18 protein-coding genes and 2 pseudogenes are annotated in these 23,313 nt (G+C 67.3%); 10 read left to right on the top strand and 10 right to left on the bottom strand.

Going from position 1 to position 23,313, the window contains the following annotated elements; genetic code table 11:
• The first annotated feature begins 48 nt into the window (after window positions 1-48).
• Window positions 49-1,269, top strand: a complete 1,221-nt coding sequence (locus ADT71_RS10875) for an SGNH/GDSL hydrolase family protein (protein WP_054436751.1) — start codon at window positions 49-51, stop codon at window positions 1,267-1,269.
• Here the strand turns inward: ADT71_RS10875 and ADT71_RS10870 are convergent.
• The 5 genes from ADT71_RS10870 to ADT71_RS10850 all read right to left on the bottom strand — a co-directional run bounded on the left by ADT71_RS10870 (window position 1,244) and on the right by ADT71_RS10850 (window position 7,582).
• The gene (locus ADT71_RS10870; protein WP_082370287.1) at window positions 1,244-2,140 is read right to left on the bottom strand and encodes a polysaccharide deacetylase family protein; all 897 of its coding nucleotides are present in this window, start codon (window positions 2,138-2,140) and stop codon (window positions 1,244-1,246) included. The two genes, ADT71_RS10875 and ADT71_RS10870, sit on opposite strands and share 26 nt — an antisense overlap.
• 23 nt (window positions 2,141-2,163) lie before the next feature.
• A complete protein-coding gene (locus ADT71_RS10865) occupies window positions 2,164-3,225 on the bottom strand; it encodes a glycoside hydrolase family 43 protein (RefSeq protein WP_054436749.1) in 1,062 nt (353 codons plus the stop codon).
• Between the two features lie 148 nt (window positions 3,226-3,373).
• Entirely contained in the window at window positions 3,374-4,831 is a 1,458-nt protein-coding gene (locus ADT71_RS10860; protein ID WP_054436747.1) for an efflux transporter outer membrane subunit, read from the bottom strand.
• The gene (locus tag ADT71_RS10855) at window positions 4,831-6,402 is read right to left on the bottom strand and encodes an MDR family MFS transporter (RefSeq protein ID WP_054436744.1); all 1,572 of its coding nucleotides are present in this window, start codon (window positions 6,400-6,402) and stop codon (window positions 4,831-4,833) included. Before ADT71_RS10855 ends, ADT71_RS10860 begins: the two co-directional genes overlap by 1 nt.
• 1 nt (window position 6,403) lies before the next feature.
• On the bottom strand, window positions 6,404-7,582 hold the full coding sequence (locus ADT71_RS10850; protein WP_082370286.1) for an HlyD family secretion protein: 1,179 nt from the start codon (window positions 7,580-7,582) through the stop codon (window positions 6,404-6,406).
• Window positions 7,583-8,059: 477 nt separating this feature from the next.
• Here ADT71_RS10850 and ADT71_RS10845 point away from each other — a divergent pair, with 477 nt between their 5' ends.
• On the top strand, window positions 8,060-8,626 hold the full coding sequence (locus ADT71_RS10845) for a DUF924 family protein (RefSeq protein WP_054436742.1): 567 nt from the start codon (window positions 8,060-8,062) through the stop codon (window positions 8,624-8,626).
• 9 nt (window positions 8,627-8,635) lie between these two features.
• On the opposite strand, the gene ADT71_RS10840 is transcribed toward ADT71_RS10845, so the two are convergent.
• Together ADT71_RS10840 and ADT71_RS10835 are read right to left on the bottom strand one after the other, a co-directional pair.
• Window positions 8,636-9,961: a sensor histidine kinase gene (locus ADT71_RS10840; protein ID WP_082370292.1), complete on the bottom strand. Its 1,326-nt coding sequence runs from the start codon at window positions 9,959-9,961 to the stop codon at window positions 8,636-8,638.
• Window positions 9,962-10,017: 56 nt separating this feature from the next.
• Window positions 10,018-10,683, bottom strand: a complete 666-nt coding sequence (locus ADT71_RS10835) for a response regulator (protein WP_054436738.1) — start codon at window positions 10,681-10,683, stop codon at window positions 10,018-10,020.
• A 111-nt stretch (window positions 10,684-10,794) separates the two neighbouring features.
• Here ADT71_RS10835 and ADT71_RS10830 point away from each other — a divergent pair, with 111 nt between their 5' ends.
• The 8 genes and pseudogenes from ADT71_RS10830 to ADT71_RS10795 all read left to right on the top strand — a co-directional run bounded on the left by ADT71_RS10830 (window position 10,795) and on the right by ADT71_RS10795 (window position 19,845).
• The gene (locus tag ADT71_RS10830) at window positions 10,795-11,838 is read left to right on the top strand and encodes an ABC transporter substrate-binding protein (protein WP_231635797.1); all 1,044 of its coding nucleotides are present in this window, start codon (window positions 10,795-10,797) and stop codon (window positions 11,836-11,838) included.
• Between the two features lie 58 nt (window positions 11,839-11,896).
• A pseudogene (locus ADT71_RS10825) lies at window positions 11,897-13,398 on the top strand (OprO/OprP family phosphate-selective porin).
• A gap of 39 nt (window positions 13,399-13,437) precedes the next feature.
• Window positions 13,438-14,739, top strand: coding sequence for a CitMHS family transporter (locus ADT71_RS10820; RefSeq protein ID WP_054436736.1), 1,302 nt, complete (start codon window positions 13,438-13,440; stop codon window positions 14,737-14,739).
• 54 nt (window positions 14,740-14,793) lie between these two features.
• A complete protein-coding gene (locus ADT71_RS10815) occupies window positions 14,794-15,849 on the top strand; it encodes an AbrB family transcriptional regulator (protein WP_197282987.1) in 1,056 nt (351 codons plus the stop codon).
• Between the two features lie 350 nt (window positions 15,850-16,199).
• Window positions 16,200-16,736 (top strand): annotated as a pseudogene (locus tag ADT71_RS33490) (biotin carboxylase); the annotation flags it as partial.
• A gap of 196 nt (window positions 16,737-16,932) precedes the next feature.
• Window positions 16,933-17,580, top strand: a complete 648-nt coding sequence (locus tag ADT71_RS10805) for a YjbE family putative metal transport protein (RefSeq protein WP_054436732.1) — start codon at window positions 16,933-16,935, stop codon at window positions 17,578-17,580.
• Between the two features lie 177 nt (window positions 17,581-17,757).
• The gene (locus ADT71_RS10800) at window positions 17,758-18,381 is read left to right on the top strand and encodes a YceI family protein (protein ID WP_054436731.1); all 624 of its coding nucleotides are present in this window, start codon (window positions 17,758-17,760) and stop codon (window positions 18,379-18,381) included.
• Window positions 18,382-18,522: 141 nt separating this feature from the next.
• Complete coding sequence (locus ADT71_RS10795) at window positions 18,523-19,845, top strand: Hsp70 family protein (RefSeq protein WP_054436729.1); 1,323 nt, start codon at window positions 18,523-18,525, stop codon at window positions 19,843-19,845.
• Here the strand turns inward: ADT71_RS10795 and ADT71_RS10790 are convergent, their stop codons facing one another.
• The 3 genes from ADT71_RS10790 to ADT71_RS10780 form a co-directional block, all read right to left on the bottom strand.
• A complete protein-coding gene (locus ADT71_RS10790) occupies window positions 19,846-21,954 on the bottom strand; it encodes a TonB-dependent receptor domain-containing protein (RefSeq protein ID WP_054436728.1) in 2,109 nt (702 codons plus the stop codon).
• A gap of 118 nt (window positions 21,955-22,072) precedes the next feature.
• Window positions 22,073-22,585, bottom strand: coding sequence for a CHAP domain-containing protein (locus ADT71_RS10785; RefSeq protein WP_054436727.1), 513 nt, complete (start codon window positions 22,583-22,585; stop codon window positions 22,073-22,075).
• A gap of 110 nt (window positions 22,586-22,695) precedes the next feature.
• Complete coding sequence (locus tag ADT71_RS10780) at window positions 22,696-23,283, bottom strand: DUF1826 domain-containing protein (protein ID WP_054436726.1); 588 nt, start codon at window positions 23,281-23,283, stop codon at window positions 22,696-22,698.
• Between the last annotated feature and the right edge of the window lie 30 nt (window positions 23,284-23,313).

Here is a 23,313-nt window from a genome sequence, read left to right as displayed (position 1 = left end):
GCCGGCGTCCCCAATGGGCGCCGGCTCATTTCTTTTGAGGGTCACGCGATGTTGACGACGTACCGCCGCCTTGTCCTGACTGCCGCGCTGCTCGGAGCAGGGATCGCCTCGCCCGCCGTGGCGGCGCCGTGCCCATGGGTCGCCGCGTGGGGTTCCTCGCAGATGGAGCCGGGCGCCGACAATGCGCTGCCGGCAGAAGCCCTGCGCAACGTGACGCTGCGCCAGACCGTGCGCCCCTCTATCGGCGGCAGCGCGGTACGGGTGCGGTTCTCCAACGCCTTCGGCGACCGGCCGATGACGATCGAGGCGGCAACGCTGGCCCGCGCGGTGCAATCCGGCAAGGCAGCCGTCGATGCGCGCACGGTCACCGCGCTGCGCTTTTCCGGCAAGCCCCGCGTGGTGATCCCGCCGGGGGCGGACTGGCTATCCGATCCGGTGGACATGCCGGTCAGCGCGTTCGAGGATCTTGCCGTCTCGATCCACCTGGCAGAGGTGCCAGGACGGCAGACCTCGCATCCGGGTTCGCGCACGACATCCTATTGGCTGGCGGGCGATCACGTTGCCGAAACGGACCTGCCCTCGGCCCATCCCGTCGATCACTGGTTCATGCTGTCCGGCATCGAGGCGCGCGCCTGCAAGGCCGGGGCGGTGGTGGCGCTGGGCGATTCCATCACGGACGGGCGCGGTACCACGACCAACGGCAACGACCGCTGGACCGACGTGCTGGCGCGCCGTCTTGGCGGCGGGAAGGCGGTGATAAACCAGGGTATCGGCGGCAACCGCGTGCTGCTGGACGGGCTGGGGCCCAATGCCATGGCCCGGCTCGACCGCGACGTGCTGGCGCTGCCCGGGGTCACGCACCTGATCCTGCTGGAAGGCATCAACGACCTTGGCAACCTCACCCGGCTCAAGCCGGTGAGCGCCGAAGAACATGCCGCCATGGTCGAGCAGGTTACCGGCGCCTATGCCCAGATCGTCGCCCGCGCCCGCGCGCACGGCATCAAGGTCTACGGGGCGACGCTGCTTCCCGACATGGGGACCGAGTTCTACCATCCCGATGCCGCCAACGAAGCGGACCGGCAGGCGCTCAATGCGTGGATACGCGCGCCCGGAAACTTCGATGGCGTGATCGATTTCGACAAGGTCATGCGTGACCCTGCGCGGCCGGACCGGCTCAATCCCGCTTACGATGTGGGCGATGCGCTTCATCCGAACCCTGCGGGCTACAAGGCCATGGGCGATGCTATTGCGCTGGAACTGCTGCGTTAAGGGAGGCGGGGCAGACCTCGTCGCCCGGACGTTCGAGCGGCGCAGCCCTCAGCAAGGCGGGCGTCGGGCCGGGTATGGCCGGATCGGTGGCGGCATAGAAACCGTCGCGCTGCGCGTGCTCGAGCGTGACGAACCGGAAGCCCATGTCCCGGTAGAGCGACAACAGCCGCGGCAGCATCCGCGCATCGAAGGCGCCGACGTGAAGCAGCAGGACATAAGGCACGTCGCGCCCGAACCGGCTTTTTGAGGCAGCCCGCGCCGCTTGCGCATCGCGGCGGGCGGCGGCGAGATAGCGGGTTTCGATATCGGCGACCGCTGCTGCGTTCCCCTGCGCGATGCAGCGGGCGTAAGGCGCGTTCCACGCCCAGTCATCAAAGGAGAGGCTGACGCCGGCGATGCGATAGTGCCGCTGCGCCAGTGCCTGACGCACGGCGTCTCGCTCGGCGGGGGCCTGGCCTTCGGCGAGATATGGATAGCGCAGCCAGCGTTTCATGCCGAGCGGCGCCAGAACGGCTTCGTTGCGGTCGATCTCGGCCACGAACTGTGCCGCGCCGACCTTGTCGAGATTGCTGTGAGCGTAGCCGTGATTGCCGAAAGGCAGGCCCGCCGCGCGCCAGCGGGCCAGTACGGCATCAAGCTCGCCCGGCGCGCCCTTGCCCGCATTCACGAAGCCGAATGCAGGCGCGCGGGCCTGCTTCAGCGCCGCCACGATCGCATCGACGACCGAGACCGGCGTTTCGCCCGAAGGGTAGGGCGTATGCAGCGGCAGGTCGTCGAACGTCAGCGCGATCTGCGGCGCCGGGGGTGCCGCCTGTGCGACAAGGGGGACGGCGGCCAGCAACGCCGCCACCAGCAGGCGCGCAGGCTTCACGGCCGTCCCCACCGAACCCGGCCTTAGCGAACGAACGGATCGATCGTCCTGATCGTGCCGTCTTCGTTGTAGTGCAGTTCGGTCACCTTCACGTTGCGCAGGCGCGTCTGGCCGGAAAGCTGGCTGTCGGCGTAGAACAGCCACCACTTGCCGTCCTTCTCGACGATCGAGTGGTGCGTGGTCCAGCCTTCCACCGGCTCCAGGATGCGGCCCTTGTAAGTGAAGGGACCGTAAGGGGAATCGCCGATGCCATAGGCAAGGTAATGGGTGTCGCCGGTCGAGTAGCTGAAGTAGTACTTGCCCTTGTACTTGTGCATCCACGCGGCTTCGAAGAAGCGCCGGTCATGGTCGCCGCCGAGCAGGAGCTTGCCCTTCTCGTCCACGATCTTCACTTCGCGCGGGGCTTCGGCGAACTCCAGCATATCGCCGCTCATGCGCGCCACGCGCGGGAGCAGGGCGGGCTTGTCGTCCGCCTGGAGATCGGTCTTCGAGCCATCGGGATCGTACTTGCCGCCCTGGTTGCGCTGAAGCTGCCCGCCCCAGATGCCGCCGAAGTACATGTAGCTCTGGCCGTCCGTGTCCGTGAAGACCGCGGGGTCGATCGAATAGCTGCCCTTGATCGGCAGGGGCTGCGGCTTGAACGGGCCCATCGGGTCCGTGGAAGTGGCCACGCCGATGCGGAAGGCGCCCTGCTTGTCCTTGGCCGGGAAGTAGAGGTAGTAAGTGCCATTCTTGAAGGCGGCATCGGGCGCCCACATCTGCTTGTCGGCCCAGGGTACCTGCTTCACGTCCAGCGCGACGGGGCCGATGGTGACCTTGCCGCCCACGTTGTCCATCGACAGCACGTGATAGTCGCGCATTTCGAAATGGCTGCCAAGGTCGTCCTCGGGCGTGGGGCCGTCGATGTCATGGCTGGGATAGATGTAGAACTTGTCGTTCCACACGTGGGCGGAAGGGTCGGCGGTGTAGATTTCGCTGACGAGCGGCTGCGAAAGGTACTTCTTGCCCGAAGCGGCGTCCGCTTCGGTGGCGTCGGCGGAAGCCGTGGCTTCGGGGGCGCCGCCGGTGCCGTTGCAGGCTGCCATCAGGCCGCAGAAAGCGGTTGCCGCAAGGGCTGCGTAAATTCGCCTCGACACATCAATCTCCCGGTCGGTATGAACCTTATCCGGGAAAGATAGCGCTAACAATCGGTGGGCACAACCGCCATTCTGCGGGTCGGTGCAGACCGCAGGATCAGCGCCTTTCGTCGCTCCAGCCGAGGCCGAGCGCCTTCTGCACCGCGATATAGTCGATGGTCAGTTGCGCGCATGCCTGCGCGGTGGAGGTTGCCGCGCTCAGTTCCTGCCGTTCGATGTCGAGCTGGTCGATCAGGCTGCTGGTTCCGGCGCGGAAGCGCTGGCGATTGAGATCGGCGGCGGTTGCCGCGCTGCGCTGGGCCATCGTGAGCTGGGCAAGCTGGCGCCGTGTCGCCCCGAAACGAGCAAGGCTGTCCTCGGCATCCTGCAAGGCTTCTAGCACGGCCTGGCGATACTGCGCCTGCGCGCCGTCGCGCTGGGCTTCCGCTTCCCGCACGGCGCTGCCGCTCTTGCCGAAGTCCAGCACGGGCCAGCTCAGCTGCGGCATCAGCAGGGCGGCGAAATTGCCGGGGTCGAACACGTCGCCCGGTTCGGTGCCGCCAAGGCCGAGGATGCCGGAGAACTTGAGGCCCGGCAGCGTCTGCGCCTTCTTGACGCCGATCTGGGCGGTGCCGGCCGCCAGCGCCCGTTCGGCGGAACGCACGTCGGGGCGGTGGGCGATCAGGGCGGCGGGATCGCCGATCGGAACCGAGGCGGGCGGCAACGGCACCGGGGCCCCGGCCGCCAGTGCGCCGTCCAGTTCGCCCGGCGCCCGGCCGGTCAGCACGGCAAGCGCGTCCTTGTAGATCGCGATCTGCGCGGTGAGCGGCACGTTCTGCGCATCGGTGGCGGAAAGCTGGTTCTGCAGCCGCTCGACCTGAAGCCTGGATGCGGTGCCGGCCGCGTAGCGCTGACGGGTGAGTTCCACGGCGCGGCGCTGGAGTTCGCTCGACCGGGCGTTGAGCCGGGCGCGTTCCTGCACATCGCGCAAGTTGACGTAGGACTGGGCGACTTGCGCGCTCAGCGAGACTTGCGCATCGGCAAGGTCGGCGTAGCGCTGGTCGAGCGTCGCGCGGGCTGCCTCGACGCCGCGGCGCTTGCCGCCGAACAGGTCGGGCTCCCACGAGACATTGGCGCCGACATTGTAGAAGTTGAGTGCGGATGAGCCCGAACTCTCGCCGTCCGCTCCGTCGGAAGACGAACTGCCGCCGATCCCGGAACCGGGCAGGGTGGCGTGGACGTACATCGCATTGGCGGCGACCGAGGGATAGAGCCCGGCGCGGCCCTGCTCCAGCTTGGCGCGGGCTTCCCGGATGCGGGCCTGTGCGGCCTCGATGCTGGGGCTGTTGCTCAGGGCATCGTCGACGAGGCCGGTCAGCGCCGGGTCGCCAAGGCTTTCCCACCAGCGGGCGAGGCCGGGGCCCGCGGCCAGCGAAGGATCGTCGGCGCGCACGAAACCGCCGCGCGCGGCGGCGGCGCTGGCGACTGCCGGGGGGCCGTCATAATCGGGGCCCATGGTGCAGGCACCGGCCAGGACCGAGAGCGAGACCGCGAGGAGCAGGGGTGCTGCGCGCATCAGTGCATGGCCCCCAGCGCGGCGTTGCGCGGCAGCGGGCGCAGGAACAGCACCAGCGGCAATACCGCGAGCGTCACGATGCTCATGGCGAAGAAGATGTCGTTGTAGGTCATGACGAGGGCTTGTCCCTGAATCTGCTGTCCCAGCATGCGGATGCCGGCTTGCGGGCTGCCGATCATCTGGCCGAGGCCGTTCACATAGTCCTGCACGGCGGGGGAATTGGCGTTGAGCGTTTCCTCGATCCGGCGGGAGTGCAGCCAGAGGCGGTTCTGCTGGAGGATCGAGATCCCGGCGAGCGCGAAGCTGCCGCCGAGGTTGCGCATGGAGTTGAACAGGCCGGAGGCATCGCCCGCGTCCTCCGGCGGGACCGACTGCACCACGGCCTGGCTGAGGAAGAGCATGCCCATGATCTGGCCGACCCCCCGCATGAGCTGGGATTCGGTAAAGTCTCCGCCGGTGGAGCCGAGCGTCAGGCTGGTCTCCATGAATGCGGAAAGGCCCATGATGCCCATGCCGAAAGCCACCGCGATGCGGATGTCCACGCGCTTCAGCAGGAAGGGCACGAAGGGCATCAGCAGGATGGAGGGAATGCCGGAGAGCAGCACGACCTTGCCCGATTGCAGCGCGTTATAGTCCGCGATGGAGGCGAGGAACTGCGGGATGGCGTAGGAAGTGCCGTAAAGCACCACGCCCAGCGCCATGCCCATGATCGCCACCGATCCGAACTGCCGGTCAAGCAGGAGTGCCAGCTTGATGACCGGCCGGCGCGCGGTGAACTGGCCGTAGAGCAGGAGGATGAAGCCGATCGCGCTGATGAAGGCCATCTTCTGGATCAGCGGCGAGGCGAACCATTCCTCCCGCGATCCTTCCTCCAGGAACACCGTCAGCCCGCCCATGCCCAGCGCCAGCCCGGCGATGCCGATCCAGTCCGCCTCTCGCAGCAGGTTCAGCCGGGAAGGCTGGTGCTTCAGGCCCACCAGCAGCAGGGTGATGAGGATGAAGGAAATCGGCACGTTGAGGAAGAAGGCGTAGTGCCAGCTCAGGTTCTCCGCGAGCCAGCCGCCGACCAGCGGGCCGATCAGCGGCCCCAGGATCGCGACGACGCCGAAGGCGGCCGTGCCGATGGACTGCTGGTGGCGCGGCAGGCGCTGGGCGATGATGGTCTGGGCGGTGGGGATCATCGCGCCGCCGGTGAAGCCCTGTCCCACCCGGCCGACGATCATCATCACCAGCGAGTTGGCGAACCCGCAGACGATGGAGAATCCGGTGAACAGCGTAACCGCGATCAGCAGGAACGTGCGCAGGCCGAGCACGCGTTCAAGCCAGGCCGAAAGCGGGATGATGATGATCTCTGCCACCAGATAGGCCGTCGCCACCCAGGCGCCTTCGGTGCCGGTGGCGCCGATCTCGCCCTGGATCGTGGGGAGGGCGGAATTGACGATCGAGATGTCGAGCGTCGCCATGAGCGCGCCCAGCGTGCCTGCCGCCACTGCCAGCCAGGCGCCCAGGTCGGCGTTGGCCGGTCTGGCGGGAGCGGTGCCTTTACCGGAGGGCAGGGCGGTGCTCGCCACTTCAGCGGCCCTTCGCTTCGAGCCGCTCCTGGTCCTTCTCGATGCGGCCGAGTTCGTCCTTTGCGCTGCGGGTATCGACCGTCACCGAAACGGACAGGCCGGGCAGCAGCACCTTGCGTGCCGAGGCGGGGGCTTCGATCTCCAGCCGCACGGGAACGCGCTGGACGATCTTGGTGAAGTTGCCGGTGGCGTTTTCCGGGGGGAGGATCGAGAACTGCGCGCCGGTGCCCGGCGATACGCTGGAGACGCGGCCGACGACCTCGACCCCGCTGAGGGCATCGACCGAAATCCGGGCGGGCTGGCCCGGACGCATCAGCGCAAGCTGCGTCTCCTTGAAGTTGGCGACGACGTAGAGCTTGTCGAGCGGGACCACCGACATCAGCCGGGTGCCTGCCTGCACGTACTGGCCCACCCGCACGGTGCGGTCGCCCACGCGGCCCGCGATCGGCGAGGAGAGGTGCGTGGAGGAGAGGTCCACCCCGGCCGCTTCGAACTGGGCGCGGGCGCCCTGGCCCTGCGCCTCGGCCTGACGGATCTGTGCCTCCATTCCGGCGACGCGGCGCTTCTGCATCTCCAGCCCGGCGGCCTGTTCGCGCACCTGCTGCGCGGACTGGGCGGCGGTGAGGCGGAGCTGGGCAAGCTGTTCGCGGGTTTCCGCGCCGCTGGCGGCAAGCGGTGCATAGCGGGCGACTTCGGCGGCATCGTGCGCAGCCTTGGTCTTCGCGGCGACAAGCTGGGCCTCGGCCTGCGCGATCGCGGCCTGCTGCTCGGCGATGGAGGCGCGGGCGTTCTCCGCTCCGGCTGCGGCCTCGGCGATCTGCGCGCGGGCCTGCGCCACCTTGGCGTCGTAGTCCCGCGGATCGATACGGACGAGCTGCTGGCCCTGCGTCACGTCCTGGTTATCGCCCACGAGCACCGCGGCGACATAGCCGCCGACCTTGGGCGCGATCGCCACAGCGTCGGCGCGGATCTGCGCGTCGTCGGTTTCCTCGAAGTACTGGCCGTACGTCTTGTGGCGCCAGTACCAGAGCCCCGCCGCCAGCAGTGCGGCGATCGCCACCCCGATCAGGATGGCCCGGGTGCGCGGATTGATCCCGCGTCGGGGGGCATCGCCCCCGGCATCGGCCGCGTTGCGGTTTTCGGTGTCCTGCGGGCCCTGTGGGGAGGTGTCTTCAGCCATCGCGGCGGGAAATAGCGCCGAGTTCGCGGTCGGTCGAGACTATTGATGCAGCCTCCTTTTTTCCCTGCCGCCGGTTTCAGCGGCGGAACATGGCCGGAAATGCGCGAAGATGACCGGCGCGATATCGTCATGGCGACTTGCCGGGGCACAGGGATCGGCGTAATCTGGAGAAAACATAAAAGACGGAGAAGGTTGTATGGAAAGGTACGACCCTGCGATACAGAGTTGTCCGTTCGGATTGCTCTGCGGCATGAGCCTTACGGCTCTTGCCCTGTTCGTGATGGCCCTGCTTCTGTTCGGTTGAAAGCTGCAATCGATTGAGGTTTTATGCAGGCGGGATCTTTATCCTGTTTCTGCATATGCTTGCTGTTGGCCTTTCCGGCATCGGTTTTTCCCGGCCACTTCCCGTCTCGCGGGCTTCTTCCATGGCAGCCCGGCCGCTGATCGTGCGTTTCCAGCGTGAAAGGAAGTATCACGATGGGCAGGTTGCAGGACGAAGTGCTGGATTTCTGGTTTCGCCAACTGACACCGCAGGACTGGTTCGTCGGCGGCGAGAGACTCGATTCGGTGGTGCGCGCGCGGTTTGGAGCCTTGCACCGGGATGCGTCCGGCGGCGCGCTTGACAGATGGGCCGACGATGCGCGCGGCCGCCTTGCGCTCATTCTCGTGCTCGACCAGTTCTCCCGCCATATCCATCGCGGTACTGCGCAGGCTTTTGCAAGCGACGACAAGGCCCTGTCCCTTGCATTGGACGGAATCGCGGCGGGCATGGACGAGCGTCTCTCGCCCGGGCAGCGCCAGTTCTTCTACATGCCGCTGATGCATTCCGAGGATCCGGCGATACAGGCCCGGAGCATCGAGCGCTTCACGGCGCTGCGCGACTTTGCCGACCGCAATCTTGCCTTTGCGCGCAGCCATGCCGCCGAGATCGCGCGGTTTGGCCGGTTTCCGGGGCGCAACGCGGCACTGGGGCGGGAGCCCGACACGGATGAGGACGCTTTCCTGAGCGAGGCGGCCCTGTCGCCGCAGGAGGGTGCCGGCTGAACGGGCGGGTCAGGCTGCCGGGAAAGTCATGGTGACGCGCAGGCCCGGCGCGGCGTCGGCCAGTTCCAGACCGGCGCCCAGTCTTTCCGCCGCCGCCTTGACGATCGCCAGCCCCAGCCCGCTGCCGGTCGGTCCCTGCTCGCCGTGGAGGCGGGCGAAGCGCGACATGGCCTGTTCGCGCAGTTCGGCAGGAATGCCGGGGCCGGTATCGGTGACGATCAGCCGGACTTTGCCGAGCCCCTGTTCGAGCCCGAGCGTGACCGTGCCGCCCCGCCGGTTGTAGCGGATGGCGTTGTCCACGAGGTTGGAGAGCATCTCGTAGACCAGGGCGCGGTGGCCCAGCGCCGTGAAAGGCGTGTCCTCGCCGCCGTCCAGACGAAGTTCCACTTCGGCCTCGATGGCCTGCCGGATGCGGCGGGAGATCACCCGCTGGCTCACTTCCACCAGATCCACCCGTTCCAGCGGCGGCAGGGTGCCCGCCTCGTCCGCGCGGGCAAGGGCGAGGAGCTGGGTGAGCAGACGCTCCAGCCGGTCGCTCGCCTCGTCGATTTCCTGAAGCGCTTCGCGTGAGCCGCGCCGGGCCAGCGCAACCTGGACCTTGAGCACGGAAAGCGGCGTGCGCATCTGGTGCGATGCATCGGCGGTGAAGCGGCGCATGGCGCTGGTGGCATCGTCAAGCCGGGCGAGCAGGCGGTCGAAAGAACGCGCAAGCGGCCGAAGTTCGGCGGGCAGCGGCCCGGTCTGAAGGGGGGAAAGGTCCGGCGCGGCGCGGGTGTCGCGCGCCTCGATCACGGTGCGCAATTCGGCCAGCGGGCGCAGGCTCCAGCCCAGCGCCGGGCGAATCAGGGCCAGCGCGATCCCGACCAGCGCGCATTCGCCGAACAGCAGCGCGGTCATCAGCCGCTTGCGCAGGGCGTTGCGATTGTCCAGCGTCTCGGCCACCTGAACGACCACGGGCGCATCGATCCGGGGCAGCGCGCGCTTGATCTCGCCGATGCGGATGGGCTGGCCGCGATAGTCGGCATTGCGGAAACGGGCCTCGTCCACCGGCAGGGATGCAAGGTCGGGCGCGGGCAGGTCGGCGTAGCCGGTGAGCAGGCGGTTCCCCACGGCAATGCGGTAGTAGACATTGTCGCGCTCCGAATTCTCAAGCATCCCGAATGCGGCGGGCGGCAGGTCCAGCGTGACTTCGCCGCGCTCCACCTGCACCGTTTCGGCAATGGCGCCGAGCGCGCCGCCCAGCACCCGGTCGTTGGTGCGGCGCACGACATCGGAAATCATCGCCGAGCCGACAAGGCCGAGCACCAGCGCCACGATCATCAGCGGCCCCAGCATGGCGATGCCAAGGCGAAGGCGAAGCGATACCGCGCGCGGCTGGGCGGCAGGCGCTGTCACGAACGGTCGAGCATGTAGCCCACGCCGCGCACGGTGCGGATGGCCGGACCGTAAGGCGCAAGCTTGCTGCGCAGCCGCGTGACGTTCACTTCGAGCGCATTGGAACCGACCGGATCGTCGAAGCCGAACACTTCGGCCTGCAAGGTCTCGCGGGAGACGATCTGCCCGGCGCGTGCTGCCAGTGCATCCAGCACCGCCCATTCGCGGCGGCGCAATTCGACCAGCCGCTCTCCCACTTCCACGCGCCCGGTAGAACGGTTGATCGTCATCGCCCCGATCCGCACTTCCGGCGCCGCATCGCCGCCGCGCCTGCGGCCAAGCGCGCGAACGCGGGCTTCGAGTTCCTCCACGTCGAAAGGCTTGCGCAAGTAATCGTCCGCGCCGAGATCCAGCCCGCGCACCCGGTCGTCCAGCCCGTCGCGGGCGGTGAGCATCAGCACCTGCACCTGATCGCCCCGTGCGCGCAGCCGGGCGAGCACCTCGAATCCATCGATATCGGGCAGGCCGACGTCAAGGATGACCAGCGAGTAGGGCTCGGTCGCCGCCACCGAGAGCGCGTCCTCGCCGCTGGCGACATGGTCGATCGCATGGCCCGCCGCCCGCAGCAGCGAGACCACCCCGCGTGCGAGCTGGGCGTCATCCTCGACGATCAGGATGCGCATGGGAGCGGCCCGGCGGACAATTTTTCGTGAAAGGTGGATGACAGCTTCGGATCGTAGGGCATGTCCATCAGCTTATCCGACATGAGACCCGGAAAGCGAGAGGATACAGGAATGCGCAGCTTCATCACGGTTCTGGCACTTGCAGCGATGGTCGCGTTTCCCGCGATGACCGCGCCTGCCGAGGCCCGGCGCCCGGCCGAGCGCCCGGCCGGCTATCCGCGTTCCTACGACAGCGTCATCGCCGATGCCCAGGCCGAAGGCACCGTGCGAATCTACGCCAATGCCGACAAGGCGGAGATGGTCCCGGTCGTTGCCGCGTTCCGGCGGCTCTATCCGGGCATCCAGGTGCTCTATGCCGATCTCGGTTCGGCCGAACTCTATCGCCGCTACACCGCCGAAACGCGGGCGAAGCAATATTCGGCGGACATCGTCTGGTCCTCGGCGATGGACCAGCAGGTCAAGCTCATCAACGACGGGTACGCGCAGCAATATGCCAGCCCGGAGAAGCCGGCGCTGCCCGCTGCCGCGGTGTGGAAGAACATGGGATTCGGCGTCACCGCCGAGCCGATCGGCGTGGTCTACAACAAGAAGCTCGTGCCGGCCGCGCTCGTGCCGCAAAGCCACCAGCAGCTGGAGCAGCTTCTTCGCAAGCGCCGCACGGCCTTCATGGGCAAGATCGCCACTTTCGACCCGGCGCGTTCGAACGTCGGGTATCTCTACCTTTCGCAGGATTTCCAGATCACCCGCGATACCCGCAGCCTCGTGGAAGCGATGGCGGCGACGCGCCCGGTGCTCATGACGCATACCGAGGAAATGCTCCAGGGCGTTGCCTCGGGCAAACTGGCGATGGCCTACAACGTGATCGGCTCCTACGCGCTCGAACGGGCGCGGCGCGATCCGAACATCGGCGTGGTCTTCCCGCGCGACTATACCATCGTCACCTCGCGCATCGCCTTCATCTCGCGCGAGCGCGCCATCCGGCCGCCGCGCGGCTGTTCCTCGATTTCCTTCTTTCCCGCGCCGGTCAGGCCCAGCTTGCCCGGCACAGCCTCTGGCCCGTGCGTACGGACGTTCCCGCTTCGCACCGCCTTCCTGCCGGTCAGGCCCGCCCCGTGCGCGTCGGCCCGCAGCTTCTCGTCAACCTCGATCGCCTGACCCGTGAGCGCTTCCTGCGCGACTGGAACGCGATCCTCGCCTCCGGACAAAAGACCAGATGAAAGTCATTGCAGCGGGCACAGCCCTCGCCGCCCTGATCGCGGCGACCCCGGCGCTGGCCCAGGAACCCAGCAGGGAAGACCTTGCCGAACTCGTGCGGGCGCAGGCCGCCGAAATCGCCTCCCTGCGCCAACGCGTGGAGAAGCTGGAAGCCGGTTCGCCGGTTCAGGGTTCGGGTGCCCCGGTAGCGGGTGCCCCGGTCGTGGCCGCAGCACCGCAATCGCCTGTCGCCGCTCCAGAAGCCGCGCCCCAAGTGGCGGTGACGCAGCCTTATGCGCCGCAGCTCCTTCCTCCCGGCCCGGCCGAACGCGATATCGAGCGCGTGCGCGCCGCCGCCGTCTCGGCCTCGGGCGTGAGCACCGAATGGGGCGCGGGCCTGCCGGTATTCCACTCGGCAGACGGCATGTTCAGCTTCAAGCCGCGCGGGCGCATCATCACCGATGTCAGCACGTCCACCGGCTCGAAATATGCGGGGCGCAACCTCACCACCACGGGCATGCGCGCGCTGCGCATGGGCCTTGAAGGTACCGTGGGCACGCACTTCTTCTATCAGTTCGAGACCGATTTCTCGGAAAACGAAGTGGACGTCGTCACCGCCTTCATGGGCTGGCGCAACCGCATCGCGCCGGGCATGGATTACGACGTGCGCGTCGGCCACTTGTTCAACGACCGCAGCTTCGAAGGCTCGACCGGCTCGGATTCGACGCCGTTCACCGAACGCTCGGTGGTTGCCACCGCGATCATCCCGCAGCGCGCCTTCTACGGCCTCGGCATCATGCCGCGCCTGTTCTGGAAGACCGGCCACGCCTCGCTGACCGTCACCGGAGACCGTATCGACGCGACCAGAGCACGTCCGACAACCGCACCGTGCTCGCCCGCGCGCACTGGAACCCGGTGAAGTCCGACCGCCAGGTGCTGCACCTCGGGATCTGGGGCTTCGACGAGATGCTCCACCCCGGCAAGAACACCCTGACGCGCAACACCGTGATCGGCGGGCGTTTCAACGGCGGCCTGCGGCTTTCCACCGGCACGCTGACCGGCGGCACCGGCACCACCGGCTACGGCGTGGAGCTGGGCGGCTATTCCGGCCCGCTGTGGATCATGGGCGAGGCGGGCGAGCGCCATGCCCGGCTCGACAACGGCCGCCCCGATTTCGTGACCCGCGCGTGGAGCGTCTCGGGCGGCTGGTTCCTCACCGGAGACCTGCCTCCCTATAATCCGCGCCTTGGCAGCTTCGGCCAGCCCAAGGTGCTGCGCCCGGTCTTCGAAGGCGGCCCCGGCGCGATCGAGCTGACCGCGCGCTACGAGAACCTCGAATTCGACGATATCGTCACCCCTGCACAGGGCTGGGCGGCGACGCTGGGCGTGAACTGGTATCTCAACAGCTTCACCCGTTTCCAGGTCAACGCCATCCACTGGAACACGCAGAATACCGCCGGTGCCTATACCGGGAAAGACGATGGACAGACTTTGACCGCCCGCGTCGGCGTCACGTTCTGATCCGTCCCATCCATCCATGACAGACATTCGGGGACAATCATGAGTCTCGCCCTTATCGGCTTCCTGATGGTGGCCACTTTCATGACGCTCATCATGACCAAGCGGATGACCCCGCTGGTCGCGCTGGTCGTCGTGCCCACGCTGTTCGCCCTGCTCGCCGGTTTCCATGCCGGGCTTGGCGACATGATGATCGAGGGCCTGACAAAGCTGGCGCCCACCGGCGTCATGCTGCTCTTCGCGATCCTGTTCTTCAGCACGATGACCGACACCGGGCTGTTCGATCCGCTGGTGGGCCGCCTGATCCGGCTGGTCCACGGCGATCCGATGCTGATCCTGATCGGTTCGGTGGTGCTCTGCGCGCTCGTCAGCCTCGATGGCGACGGATCGACGACTTACATCATCACGATGGCCGCCATGCTGCCGCTCTACAAGCGCTACGACATGAACCGGCTCTATCTCGTCTGCCTGCTGATGGTGACGAGCGGGGTGATGAACCTCACCCCCTGGGGCGGGCCGACCGCCCGCGCCGCCAGCGCGCTCAAGCTCGATCCTTCGACGCTGTTCGTGCCGCTGATTCCGGGCATGATCGCGGGCCTTGCTTTCCTGGTGGTGCTGGCGATCCACTTCGGCCGCAAGGAACGCCGCCGCATCGGCCGCGTCGAAGCCGCGACACCCAAGGAGCTGGCCGACTTCGCCGTCTCGCAGTGGCCCGAAGCGCGCCGTCCCAAGATGATCTGGTTCAACGCCGCGCTGGTCGCCGCGCTGCTGGTGCTGCTGGTCTGGGGCGTGCTGCCCTTGCCGATCCTGATGATGCTGGCCTTCGCGATCTCGATGATCGCCAACTACCCGCATGTTAAGGAGCAGAAGGAGCGCATCGCCGCCCATGCGGGCAATGTGCTGGCCGTGGTCTCGCTGATCTTCGCGGCGGGCATCTTCACCGGCATTCTGTCGGGCACCGGCATGGTCGAGGCGATGAGCCGCGAGGTGGTGAACTTCATCCCGCCGTTCCTCGGCCCCTACATGGCGCCGATCACCGCGCTCATCAGCCTGCCGGGCACGTTCTTCATCTCCAACGATGCCTTCTACTTCGGGATGCTGCCGATCCTTGCCGAGGCAGGCGCACATTACGGCGTGGAGCCGATGGCCATCGCCCGTGCCTCGTTGATGGGCCAGCCGGTTCACCTGCTCAGCCCCTTGGTACCCTCGACCTACCTGCTGGTGAGCCTTGCGGGCGTGGACCTTGCCGATCACCAGCGCTTCACGCTGGTCCCGGCGGCGCTGTGCTGCCTGGTGATGACCTTGGTGGGGATGATGGTGCTGGCCTTCCCGTTCGTGGGATAATTCGGTGTTGCGCCCATCCCCGCTCCGGATTGCCGCGCCCCTGCGGGGCTCGCAATGACGAAGGCAGCGATGATCCTGCGCTTCCTTGCCGCGCTTGCCCTTGGCGCGGCGGGGGGCGCTGTGTTCTGGTCGATCGGCGCGCCGCTGCCCTGGGTGCTGGGCGCGATGACCGCCTGCGCGGCGGGGAGCATCGCCGGTCTGCCCATCGCCGCCTCCTCCGCCACCCGCCGCCCGATGTCGGCGGTGATCGGCGTCGTGCTCGGCAGCGCCTTCCATCCCGGCCTCATGAAACAGGCGTCCGAATGGATCGTGCCCATCGCGCTGCTGCCGCTGTTCCTTGCCAGCGCGGCGTTTCTCTGCGTGATCTACTTTCGCCGTGTCGCCCGCTTCGACCCGCCGACCGCCTACTTCGCCGGAATGCCCGGCGGCATTGCCGAAATGGTGCTGATGGGCTCCGAGCGCGGCGCGGACGAGCGGATGATCGGCCTGATCCACGGCGCGCGCATCTTCCTCGTCGTGTTCATCCTGCCTTTCCTGATCCGTGCGTTCGAGGCGGACGTCCACGCCCCGCCGCTTGCCGCGCCGCTGGTTACCGAGGCGACCGGCTGGCCGCTGCTGCTCTGGGGGCTCGGCTGCGTGATCGCCGGCAGCGTGATCGGCCGCGCCTTGCGCCTGCCCGCGTGGCACCTGATGGGGCCGCTGTTCGTCAGCGCGCTGGTTCACCTGACCGGCCTTTCCGATTTCCATATTCCGGCATGGGCCATCGCCGCCGCCCAGGTGGGGCTTGGCGCCACCATCGGCTGCCGCTTTGTCGGGCTCGACTTGCGAACGCTCGCGCGGACGCTGCTGCTGGCGGCGGGATCGACGGCGATCCTGCTGGTGATAACCTTCGTCTGGGCCTTTGCGATCGGCTGGGCTACGGGGCTCAATCCGGCGCTTGTCGCGCTGGCCTATTCGCCCGGCGGGGTGGCGGAAATGAGCATGGTCGCGTTGAGCCTCTCGCTGGAGGCGGGCTTCGTGATCGTGCACCACCTTGTGCGGGTGGTGCTGGTCATTGTCGGCGCGCCGCTGTCCTTCCGCATCATGGGAGCCACCAATGACCGCGCCTGACGTTGGCGAACAGACACCGGGCGAACAGACCATCGCCATCCTCTATCAGCGCTCGAACCGCCGGTGATCGGCGGCGCGCGCAAGGAGGCCAAGCCCGGCGGCTATTCCGACAGCGGCGCGGATATCGGCGTGGCCCTGCTGGCGGCCGGCTGCACGCTGGCGATGCCGGTGGCCGATCCCGATCCCGCGCGGGTCTTAGATTGGGTCTGGCCCGATACCCGAGGCGGGCATCGGCCGCTGCTCTGGATGCGGGCGCGACATTGCTCTGGGCCAATACCGTGGTCTTCGCAGGACATCCCGTCGAGGATGCAAGCCGCAAGGCCTGGATCGTCGGCCCCGATCCCAAGGCGATGCAGGCGATAGACGACAAGGCGGCCACCAATGCGCGGCTGCTGGCGGCAGGTCTGCCGGTCGCCCGTTCGTGGCTGATCGATGGCGACGGCGATCTGGACGCCCAGCTTGCTCCCTTCGCTGACCGGGTGCCGATCGTGGTGAAGCCTCTGCGGGGGCGCGGCAGCCAGGGCGTGGGCGTGGCCCGCACCCGCGCGCAATTGGCCGCGCAGGTCCGCGATCTGGCGCAAAGCCGCCGGTTCGGCGCGTCGATCATGCTGGAGCAGTTCCTGCCGGGTCAGGAGATCACCATCACCGTGATGCCTGCCGCCTGCCGTCCGGGCGAGACCGCGCCTTTCGCCCTGCCGCCGGTGCGGCGCTTCGACCAGTTCGACGATGTCGCCCCCTATAACGGCGATGTTCCGGTCAGCCGCAACAGTGCGGCGTTGACCCTGGGGGAATGCGCGGATCCTGCCATCGCCGCGGCTATCGCCGCCTGCGAACAGGCCGCCGCGCTTCTCGAAATCCGCGCGACCATGCGGATCGACTGCCGCGCCGACGGCGATGGCACTTATTTCCTTTTCGACGTCAACGCCAAGCCCAACCTTACCGGCTCCGGCCGGCGGCCGCGAGGACGAAGACAGCCTCTCCACAATGGCTGCCGCCGCTTGCGGCTGGAGCTATCCGGACTTCCTCCTCGCCGCCGCGCGCGGCGCCTGGAGGAATACCCAAGACCAACAGGGATAACACCACATGACCGACTTGTGGCAGCACATCGTTGCCGATTTCTCCAACCTCGGCTCGCCCGCCGCGCTCGCCGCCTTCGGGCAGGTCGTGCTGATCGACGTGATGCTGGCGGCAGACAATGCGATCGTCGTCGGCGCACTGGCGGCCGGACTTCCCGCCGCGATGCGCCGCAAGGTCATCCTGATCGGCGTGCTGGCCGCGCTGGTCCTGCGCATCGGCTTCGCGCTCGTGGTGACGCAGCTCATGCAGCTTGTCGGCCTCGTCTTCGCGGGCGGGTTGCTGCTGGTGTGGGTGGCATGGAAGATGTGGCGCGAACTGCGCGAGGATGTCGGCGGCGAGGATGATCCCGTCGCCAAGGCCGCGCCGCGCAGCTTTGCCGCCGCCGCCTGGGCGGTGGCCGTAGCCGACATCAGCATGAGCCTCGACAACGTGCTGGCCGTGGCCGGCGCCGCGCGCGACCATCCCGGCATTCTGGCGATCGGCCTGATCCTCTCGGTCGCCCTGATGGGCCTTGCCGCGAACCTGCTGGCCCGCGTGATCGAACGCTATCGCTGGATCGCCTATGTCGGCCTGCTCGTGATCCTCTATGTCGCGGGCAAGATGATCTGGGAGGGCCTCGTAGACCCCTCGCGCGGCCTGCTCGTGCTGTTCTGACACGGCACGCGCGCCTGCCATCGGCGCCCGGCGTTTCGCTTCGATCCGGGGCATTTTCAACTCCGGGTTGAAAGATATTACCCAAATCGAGGGATTATCCCGATGGGGGAGCGGCGGCATAGCCACGGCCAAGATCGGCCGGGGCCATTCCCGCCGCGCCCATCCATTGGAGCTCCCATGAAGACCGTCTCGTTCACCGCCCTTCTGCTGGCCGCTGCCGCGCCCGCGCTCGCCGTGGCGCCCTCTCTCGTCACGGCGCAGGCATCGGCTGCGCCCGAAGCCGTCCAGGCCGGAACCTACAAGGTCGAGAGCAATCACACCCTTGCCCAGTTCGCGGTGAACCACTTCGGTTTCAACGATTTCTTCGGCACGATCCCCGGCGCCACCGGTTCGCTCTCGCTCGATCCCAAGGCGCTCGCGGCCACCACGCTCGACGTGTCTCTGCCGGTCGCCCGCATCGCGACCACCAATGACACGCTCGACGAGGAACTGCGCAGCGCCGACTGGTTCGACGCGGCGACGTATCCAACGATCCGGTTCGTGTCCCGCAAGGTCGAGCAGACCGGCCCGCGCACCGCGCGCATTTCCGGCACTGTCACCCTGCATGGCGTCACGAAGCCCATGGTCCTCGACGCGACGTTCGGCGGCGCCGGCGTGAACCCGATGAACAAGGCCTACACGATCGGCTTCAGCGCGACCGGCACGCTCAAGCGCTCGGAATTCGGCGTCTCGAAGTATGTGCCCGCTGTCAGCGACGACGTGCAGGTCCGCATCACCGCCGCTTTCGAAAAGACCAGTTGAGTTCGCGCTCCCGCGCGCAAGCTGACGGGCGGAGCTGACCGAACAGCTTCGCCATCGGGGAGGCGGCCGGACAGCAAGGTTGCGTGAAGCGGCCTTGCCTGCCAAAGGCCTCGGCCGTCCCCCGATCAAGGAATCAGCACCATGTCCGATGGCATGACCGCCGCGCGTACTGTCGGCATCGACTTCGGCACGACCAATTCGGTCATGGCCCTTTCCGATGGAGAAGGCGGTGCCGGACTGGTCGATTTCGCCGCGCCCGACGGCACCGGCTCGGTGTTCCGCTCGGCGCTGTGCTTCTGGCAGGACGACGATGTGCGGGGCGGCCTGGCGCATGAGGCGGGGCCATGGGCCATCGCCGAATTCCTGGATTTTCCGCAAGGCAGCAGGTTCCTGCAATCGTTCAAGTCGGTTGCCGCCAATCCCGGCTTCGACAGCGCCAACCTGTTCGAGAAGCGCCTGCGCTTCGAGGAACTGGGCCGCGTGTTCCTGGAACATCTCATCGCGCATGGCGGCGAGGCGGCAAGGAACCTGCCCGGCCGGGTCATCGTCGGCCGACCGGTGCGCTATGTCGGCGCGCGGCCCGACGCGGCGCTGGCGCGGACACGCTATGACGCGATGTTCTCGATGCTCGGCAGCGAGATCCACTATGTCTACGAACCGCTGGGCGCGGCCTACAGCTTTGCCTCGCGCCTGTCCGATCCGGCCACGTTGCTGGTGGCGGACTTCGGCGGCGGCACCAGCGACTTCTCGATCGTGCGGGTGGAGGCGCCGGGAACGGCCAAGCGCTGCACGCCGCTCGGGTCGGCGGGTGTCGGCATCGCCGGGGACAGGTTCGACTACCGCATCATGGACCGTCTCGTGCTGCCGATGCTGGGCAAGGGCGGCACCTATCGCTCGTTCGACAAGGTGCTGCAGATCCCGGACGGACACTTCGTCGATTTCGGCGACTGGTCCCGCCTTGCGCTGATGCGCAACCGGCGCACGCTGGAGGAACTGGCGCGGCTCAAGCGCAGCGCCACCGATGGCGCGGCGATCGGGCGCATGATCGCGGTGGTGGAGAACGAACTGGGCTATCCGCTCTACGATGCGGTGGGCAAGCTGAAGCGCAGCCTGTCGGGCGACGATCGCGCGCACTTCCATTTCGAAAGCCCGGAACTCTCGATCGAGGCCGACGTGACCCGTGCGGAGTTCGAGGAGTGGATCGCCCCAGACCTCCAGCGCATCGCCGAGACCGTCGATCTTGCGCTCCAGCGGGCGGGCATGGCGGCCGACCAGATCGACCACGTGTTCCTGACGGGCGGCTCCTCGCTGATCCCGGCGGTGCGCCGCATGTTCGAGGCCCGCTTCGGCGAAAGCCGCATCGACAGCGGCGAGGAACTCACCTCGATCGCGCACGGGCTCGCGCTGATCGGGAGTGAACCCGACCTGCGCGAGTGGACCGTTCAGGACGATACTGCCGACTGATCAGAAGGCCGTTCTCACGCCGAACACGAAGTTCCGCCCGCGCAGCGGCGAGGCGTCCTTCACGAAGGAGGCGTGGTTGAGCGCGAACGAATTCGTCAGGTTGGTGCCGCGCGCGAAGAGTTCGGCCCAGCGGTCGGTGCCGAGGTCGAGCTTGTAGGACAGCGTCAGGTTGAGCATGTCGTAGCCCGGTGTCGCGGTCTCGAAGTCGGCGATGCGGTCCTGCTTGAAGGTGCGGTAATATTCCGCCTCCGCCGTGAACGGGCCGGTTGCCGCATCGACGCGCGTGCCGAGGCGGCCGGGCGGGATACGGGGAAGGTTCCCCAGATCGTCCTTCAGCTTGGCGCGCACGTAATCGCCGAAGAGCGAGACGCCCAGTTCCGGCATGATCTGGTGGCGCAACTCGCCGTCCACGCCGGTGAAGGTCGCATCCGCCGCCACGTAGTGGATCAGGCGAAACTCCTCGTACTGGTCTAGCGTCTGGCCATAGATGTAGTTGTCCACGCGCTGGTGATAGGCCCCGAGTGTGAAGGTGGTGGCGCCGCTGGTCTTGCGGAACGTCAGGTTGATCGACTTGCCGGTTTCCAGACGGTTTTCGGTCGATGCCATGCCGTTGAAGGTACGGCCCGTCACCATGCCGATCTCGTAAGTGTTCGAGGCGAAGTGTGGGCCGAAGGCGTAGAGTTCCTGCACGTTGGGCGCGCGCTGCGACCGGGCGAGCGAGAGCGCCAGCGAGTAGCCATCCACCACCTTCCACAGCGCCGAGGCCGAGACCGAGAAGGGATCGTGCGCGCTGGAGGGCATGAACGCGGCCAGCGAGGTTTGCGGGCGGATGCGCTGCCATTCCTGGCGCACGGCGGCCTCGATGCGGACCGGGCCGAAGTCGCGGCTTTCGTGCAGGAACAGGGCGGTATTGCTGATGTCGAACGGCGTGTAACGGGTCACGTCGTCCTCGACCACGGCGTGGATGCCGCTGAAAGTGCTGTCGGAGTGCTGGACGCCGAAGACTCCGCGGAAGCCCGCCACGGCCTTGTGCGTCAGTTCGAAGCGAACGTCGAAGGCCTTGTTGCGATAAGCGGTGGCGATCTCGTCGTGCTCGATCTCGTCATTGCGGTAGTTGGTGTGCGCCATGCGGAAGCGGACGCGTTCGAAGCCGGGCAGGGGGTCGCGATATTCGCCGCGAATGTCGAACCGCTCGCTGCGCATCTTCACGAAGATGCTTTCCTCCTCGTGCTCATGGTCGTGGTTATCCTCGCCATGATCGTGGTCGTCGTGATCGTCGTGAGACCCGCAGTGAAGGCTGGCGCCGTGCGTGTGGCAGTCCTCGTATTCGTGGCTGTGGCCGGGGAGCCCGTACTTCCCGGTCACGCGGGTATAGGCGACGCCGAGATAGCCGTCCGGGCCGACCCACGATCCACCGGCGGTGAAGGTGGAGCTTTCGTTCCACGATCCGGCAACGCGGCGCTCGCCGAAGGCGCCGGGCACGCGGTAGTCGTCCGCCTCGCGGTGCGCGCCCTCAAGCCGCAGCGCCAGAGTGCCCGAACCCACGGTGACGCCGCCCACGACCGAGCGCTCGTCATCCCCGGTGCCGAGCCGGGCCTCGCCCGCGCCGGAAATGCCGCTGGCCGGGATGGCGGTGGGGATCTTGGTGTCGAGCAGGTTCACCGCGCCGCCGATCGCGCCGCCGCCGTAAAGCAGGGCGGCCGGGCCGCGCAGGACTTCGATGCCGCGCAGCAGCAGCGGCTCGCCGGTGATGGCATGGTCGGCCGAAATGCCCGAGGCATCCTGCACATTGGCGCTGTCCGACAGGACCTGCACGCGCGGCGAGGTCTGGCCACGGATCACCGGCCGGCTGGCACCGCCGCCGAAGTTGTCGAAATGGATGCCGGGCTGGCCGGCGAGGGTCTCTCCCAGGGTGCCCTGCCGGCGATGAGCGAGTTCGTCACCGACCAGCGTGATGACCGGCGTGGCGGTTTCGTCCGCGGTCTCTTCCAGCGGCGCGGAGGTGACGAGAATTTCGCGCGATTCCGGCGCGGGAGCCTCGGCGAAAGCGGCGGCCGGGATCAGCGCGATGAGGGATACGGCGGATCGGTGCAGGATACGGACGGACAAGGAACCAACCCCCTGGGATCGGAAAGGAGGCTTTCTCTAATGTGATGTGATAACATTACTCAACAGGGGGATTGTCCTGTTATCAATATGTTACAATCGGGAAATATCCGCTGCCTGCTCAGCCGGCCTTGCCGGGGGCGTCGTCATCCTTCGCGGTGGCCAGTTCGGTGCCGTCTGCCGCGCTGGACCCGTAGATGAAGCCGTAAGTCGGATTTTCGCGCGAACCCAGCGAATGGCTCGGCCCGTACCAGACGCGCACGTTGCTCCAGTCGCCCGCTTCGGACACGTCTTCGGCAAGGGCGCTGCGTTCGATCAGGCCGGGGCCGGACCAGTTGGCGTGGTCGAGCATGACGTGGCGGGCATCCACCACTTCGCGGATCGTCGCGACATGGCCGTAAGGCATCGCCGAGGTGGACTTGAAGACGAGGACCGATCCCGCTTTGGGCAGATGACCGCGCTTGTAGGTGCCTTCGGCCTGGCCCCACCATGTCGCCGCGTTGCCGTGAATGCCGATCCCCGACTGCGCGCGGGCATAGGGCACGCATTGCAGATGCTGCGCGAACGCCGGCGCGGCGAACATCTGGGCAGCGAGGGAAAGGATGGCGGCGGCGACCACGGGAACCATTTTCATGGAGAGACGTTATATCGTCTCAGAACTTTCGAGGTAGCCCCGTCCCGGCGAGATGATCGCACGGGACACACCGTTCGTCGCGCCTGCGGGAACCGGACGGTGAAGGCGGCCTAGCGCGCTTCCATCGAGTCGATAACCAGCACCAGACGGGATTCTCCCGATTCTGCGATGGGCGGTGAGCGATGCAGGATGGATGGTTCCGGTTGAAGCAGACGGCCTTTGAACATTGCCACCGTCCCGGCCGATAGTTCGCGGATCATCTCGGGCTGCCAGTCCGAACCGGGGGCCTGCGTCCACTGCGTGCCGCGCCCGAGATAAGTCGTGATCGTGCGGACCGTTACGAAATCGGCGTGGAACCGCCGGCAGGCGTCGGTCTCGATCACTTCCAGCCGCAACCGGATCCGCTCCGCAGCCAGTACCTCGACATGGCAGCGTGCGAGCATGGCGATGTCGCGGCGCAGCGCCGGACAGTGCGGATAGCCGGCGTCATCCAGGGCCTGCGCAATGCCCGCGGCAAGATCGGGGATGGTGCATTCGAAGGTCAGGTCGTCAAGCTCGGCAAGTTTCAGGGCTGCCAGTTCCTGTTCCAGCGCCGCATCGAGATGCCGTTCCCACAGCGCGACGTCGGTACCCGGCCGGGCTATCCGCGCGAGTGCCTCGTGCGGACGGATTTCAGGAGGACAGAGATCATTTTCCACGGGAGAGGCCTTTTCATTCGCGAAGGAGGC

It is taken from the genome of Novosphingobium sp. ST904, assembly GCF_001298105.1.
In the GTDB taxonomy this organism is placed as follows: domain Bacteria; phylum Pseudomonadota; class Alphaproteobacteria; order Sphingomonadales; family Sphingomonadaceae; genus Novosphingobium.
The sequence above is the reverse complement of the archived record's forward strand: the minus strand, read 5'-3'. Positions and strand labels throughout refer to the sequence as shown.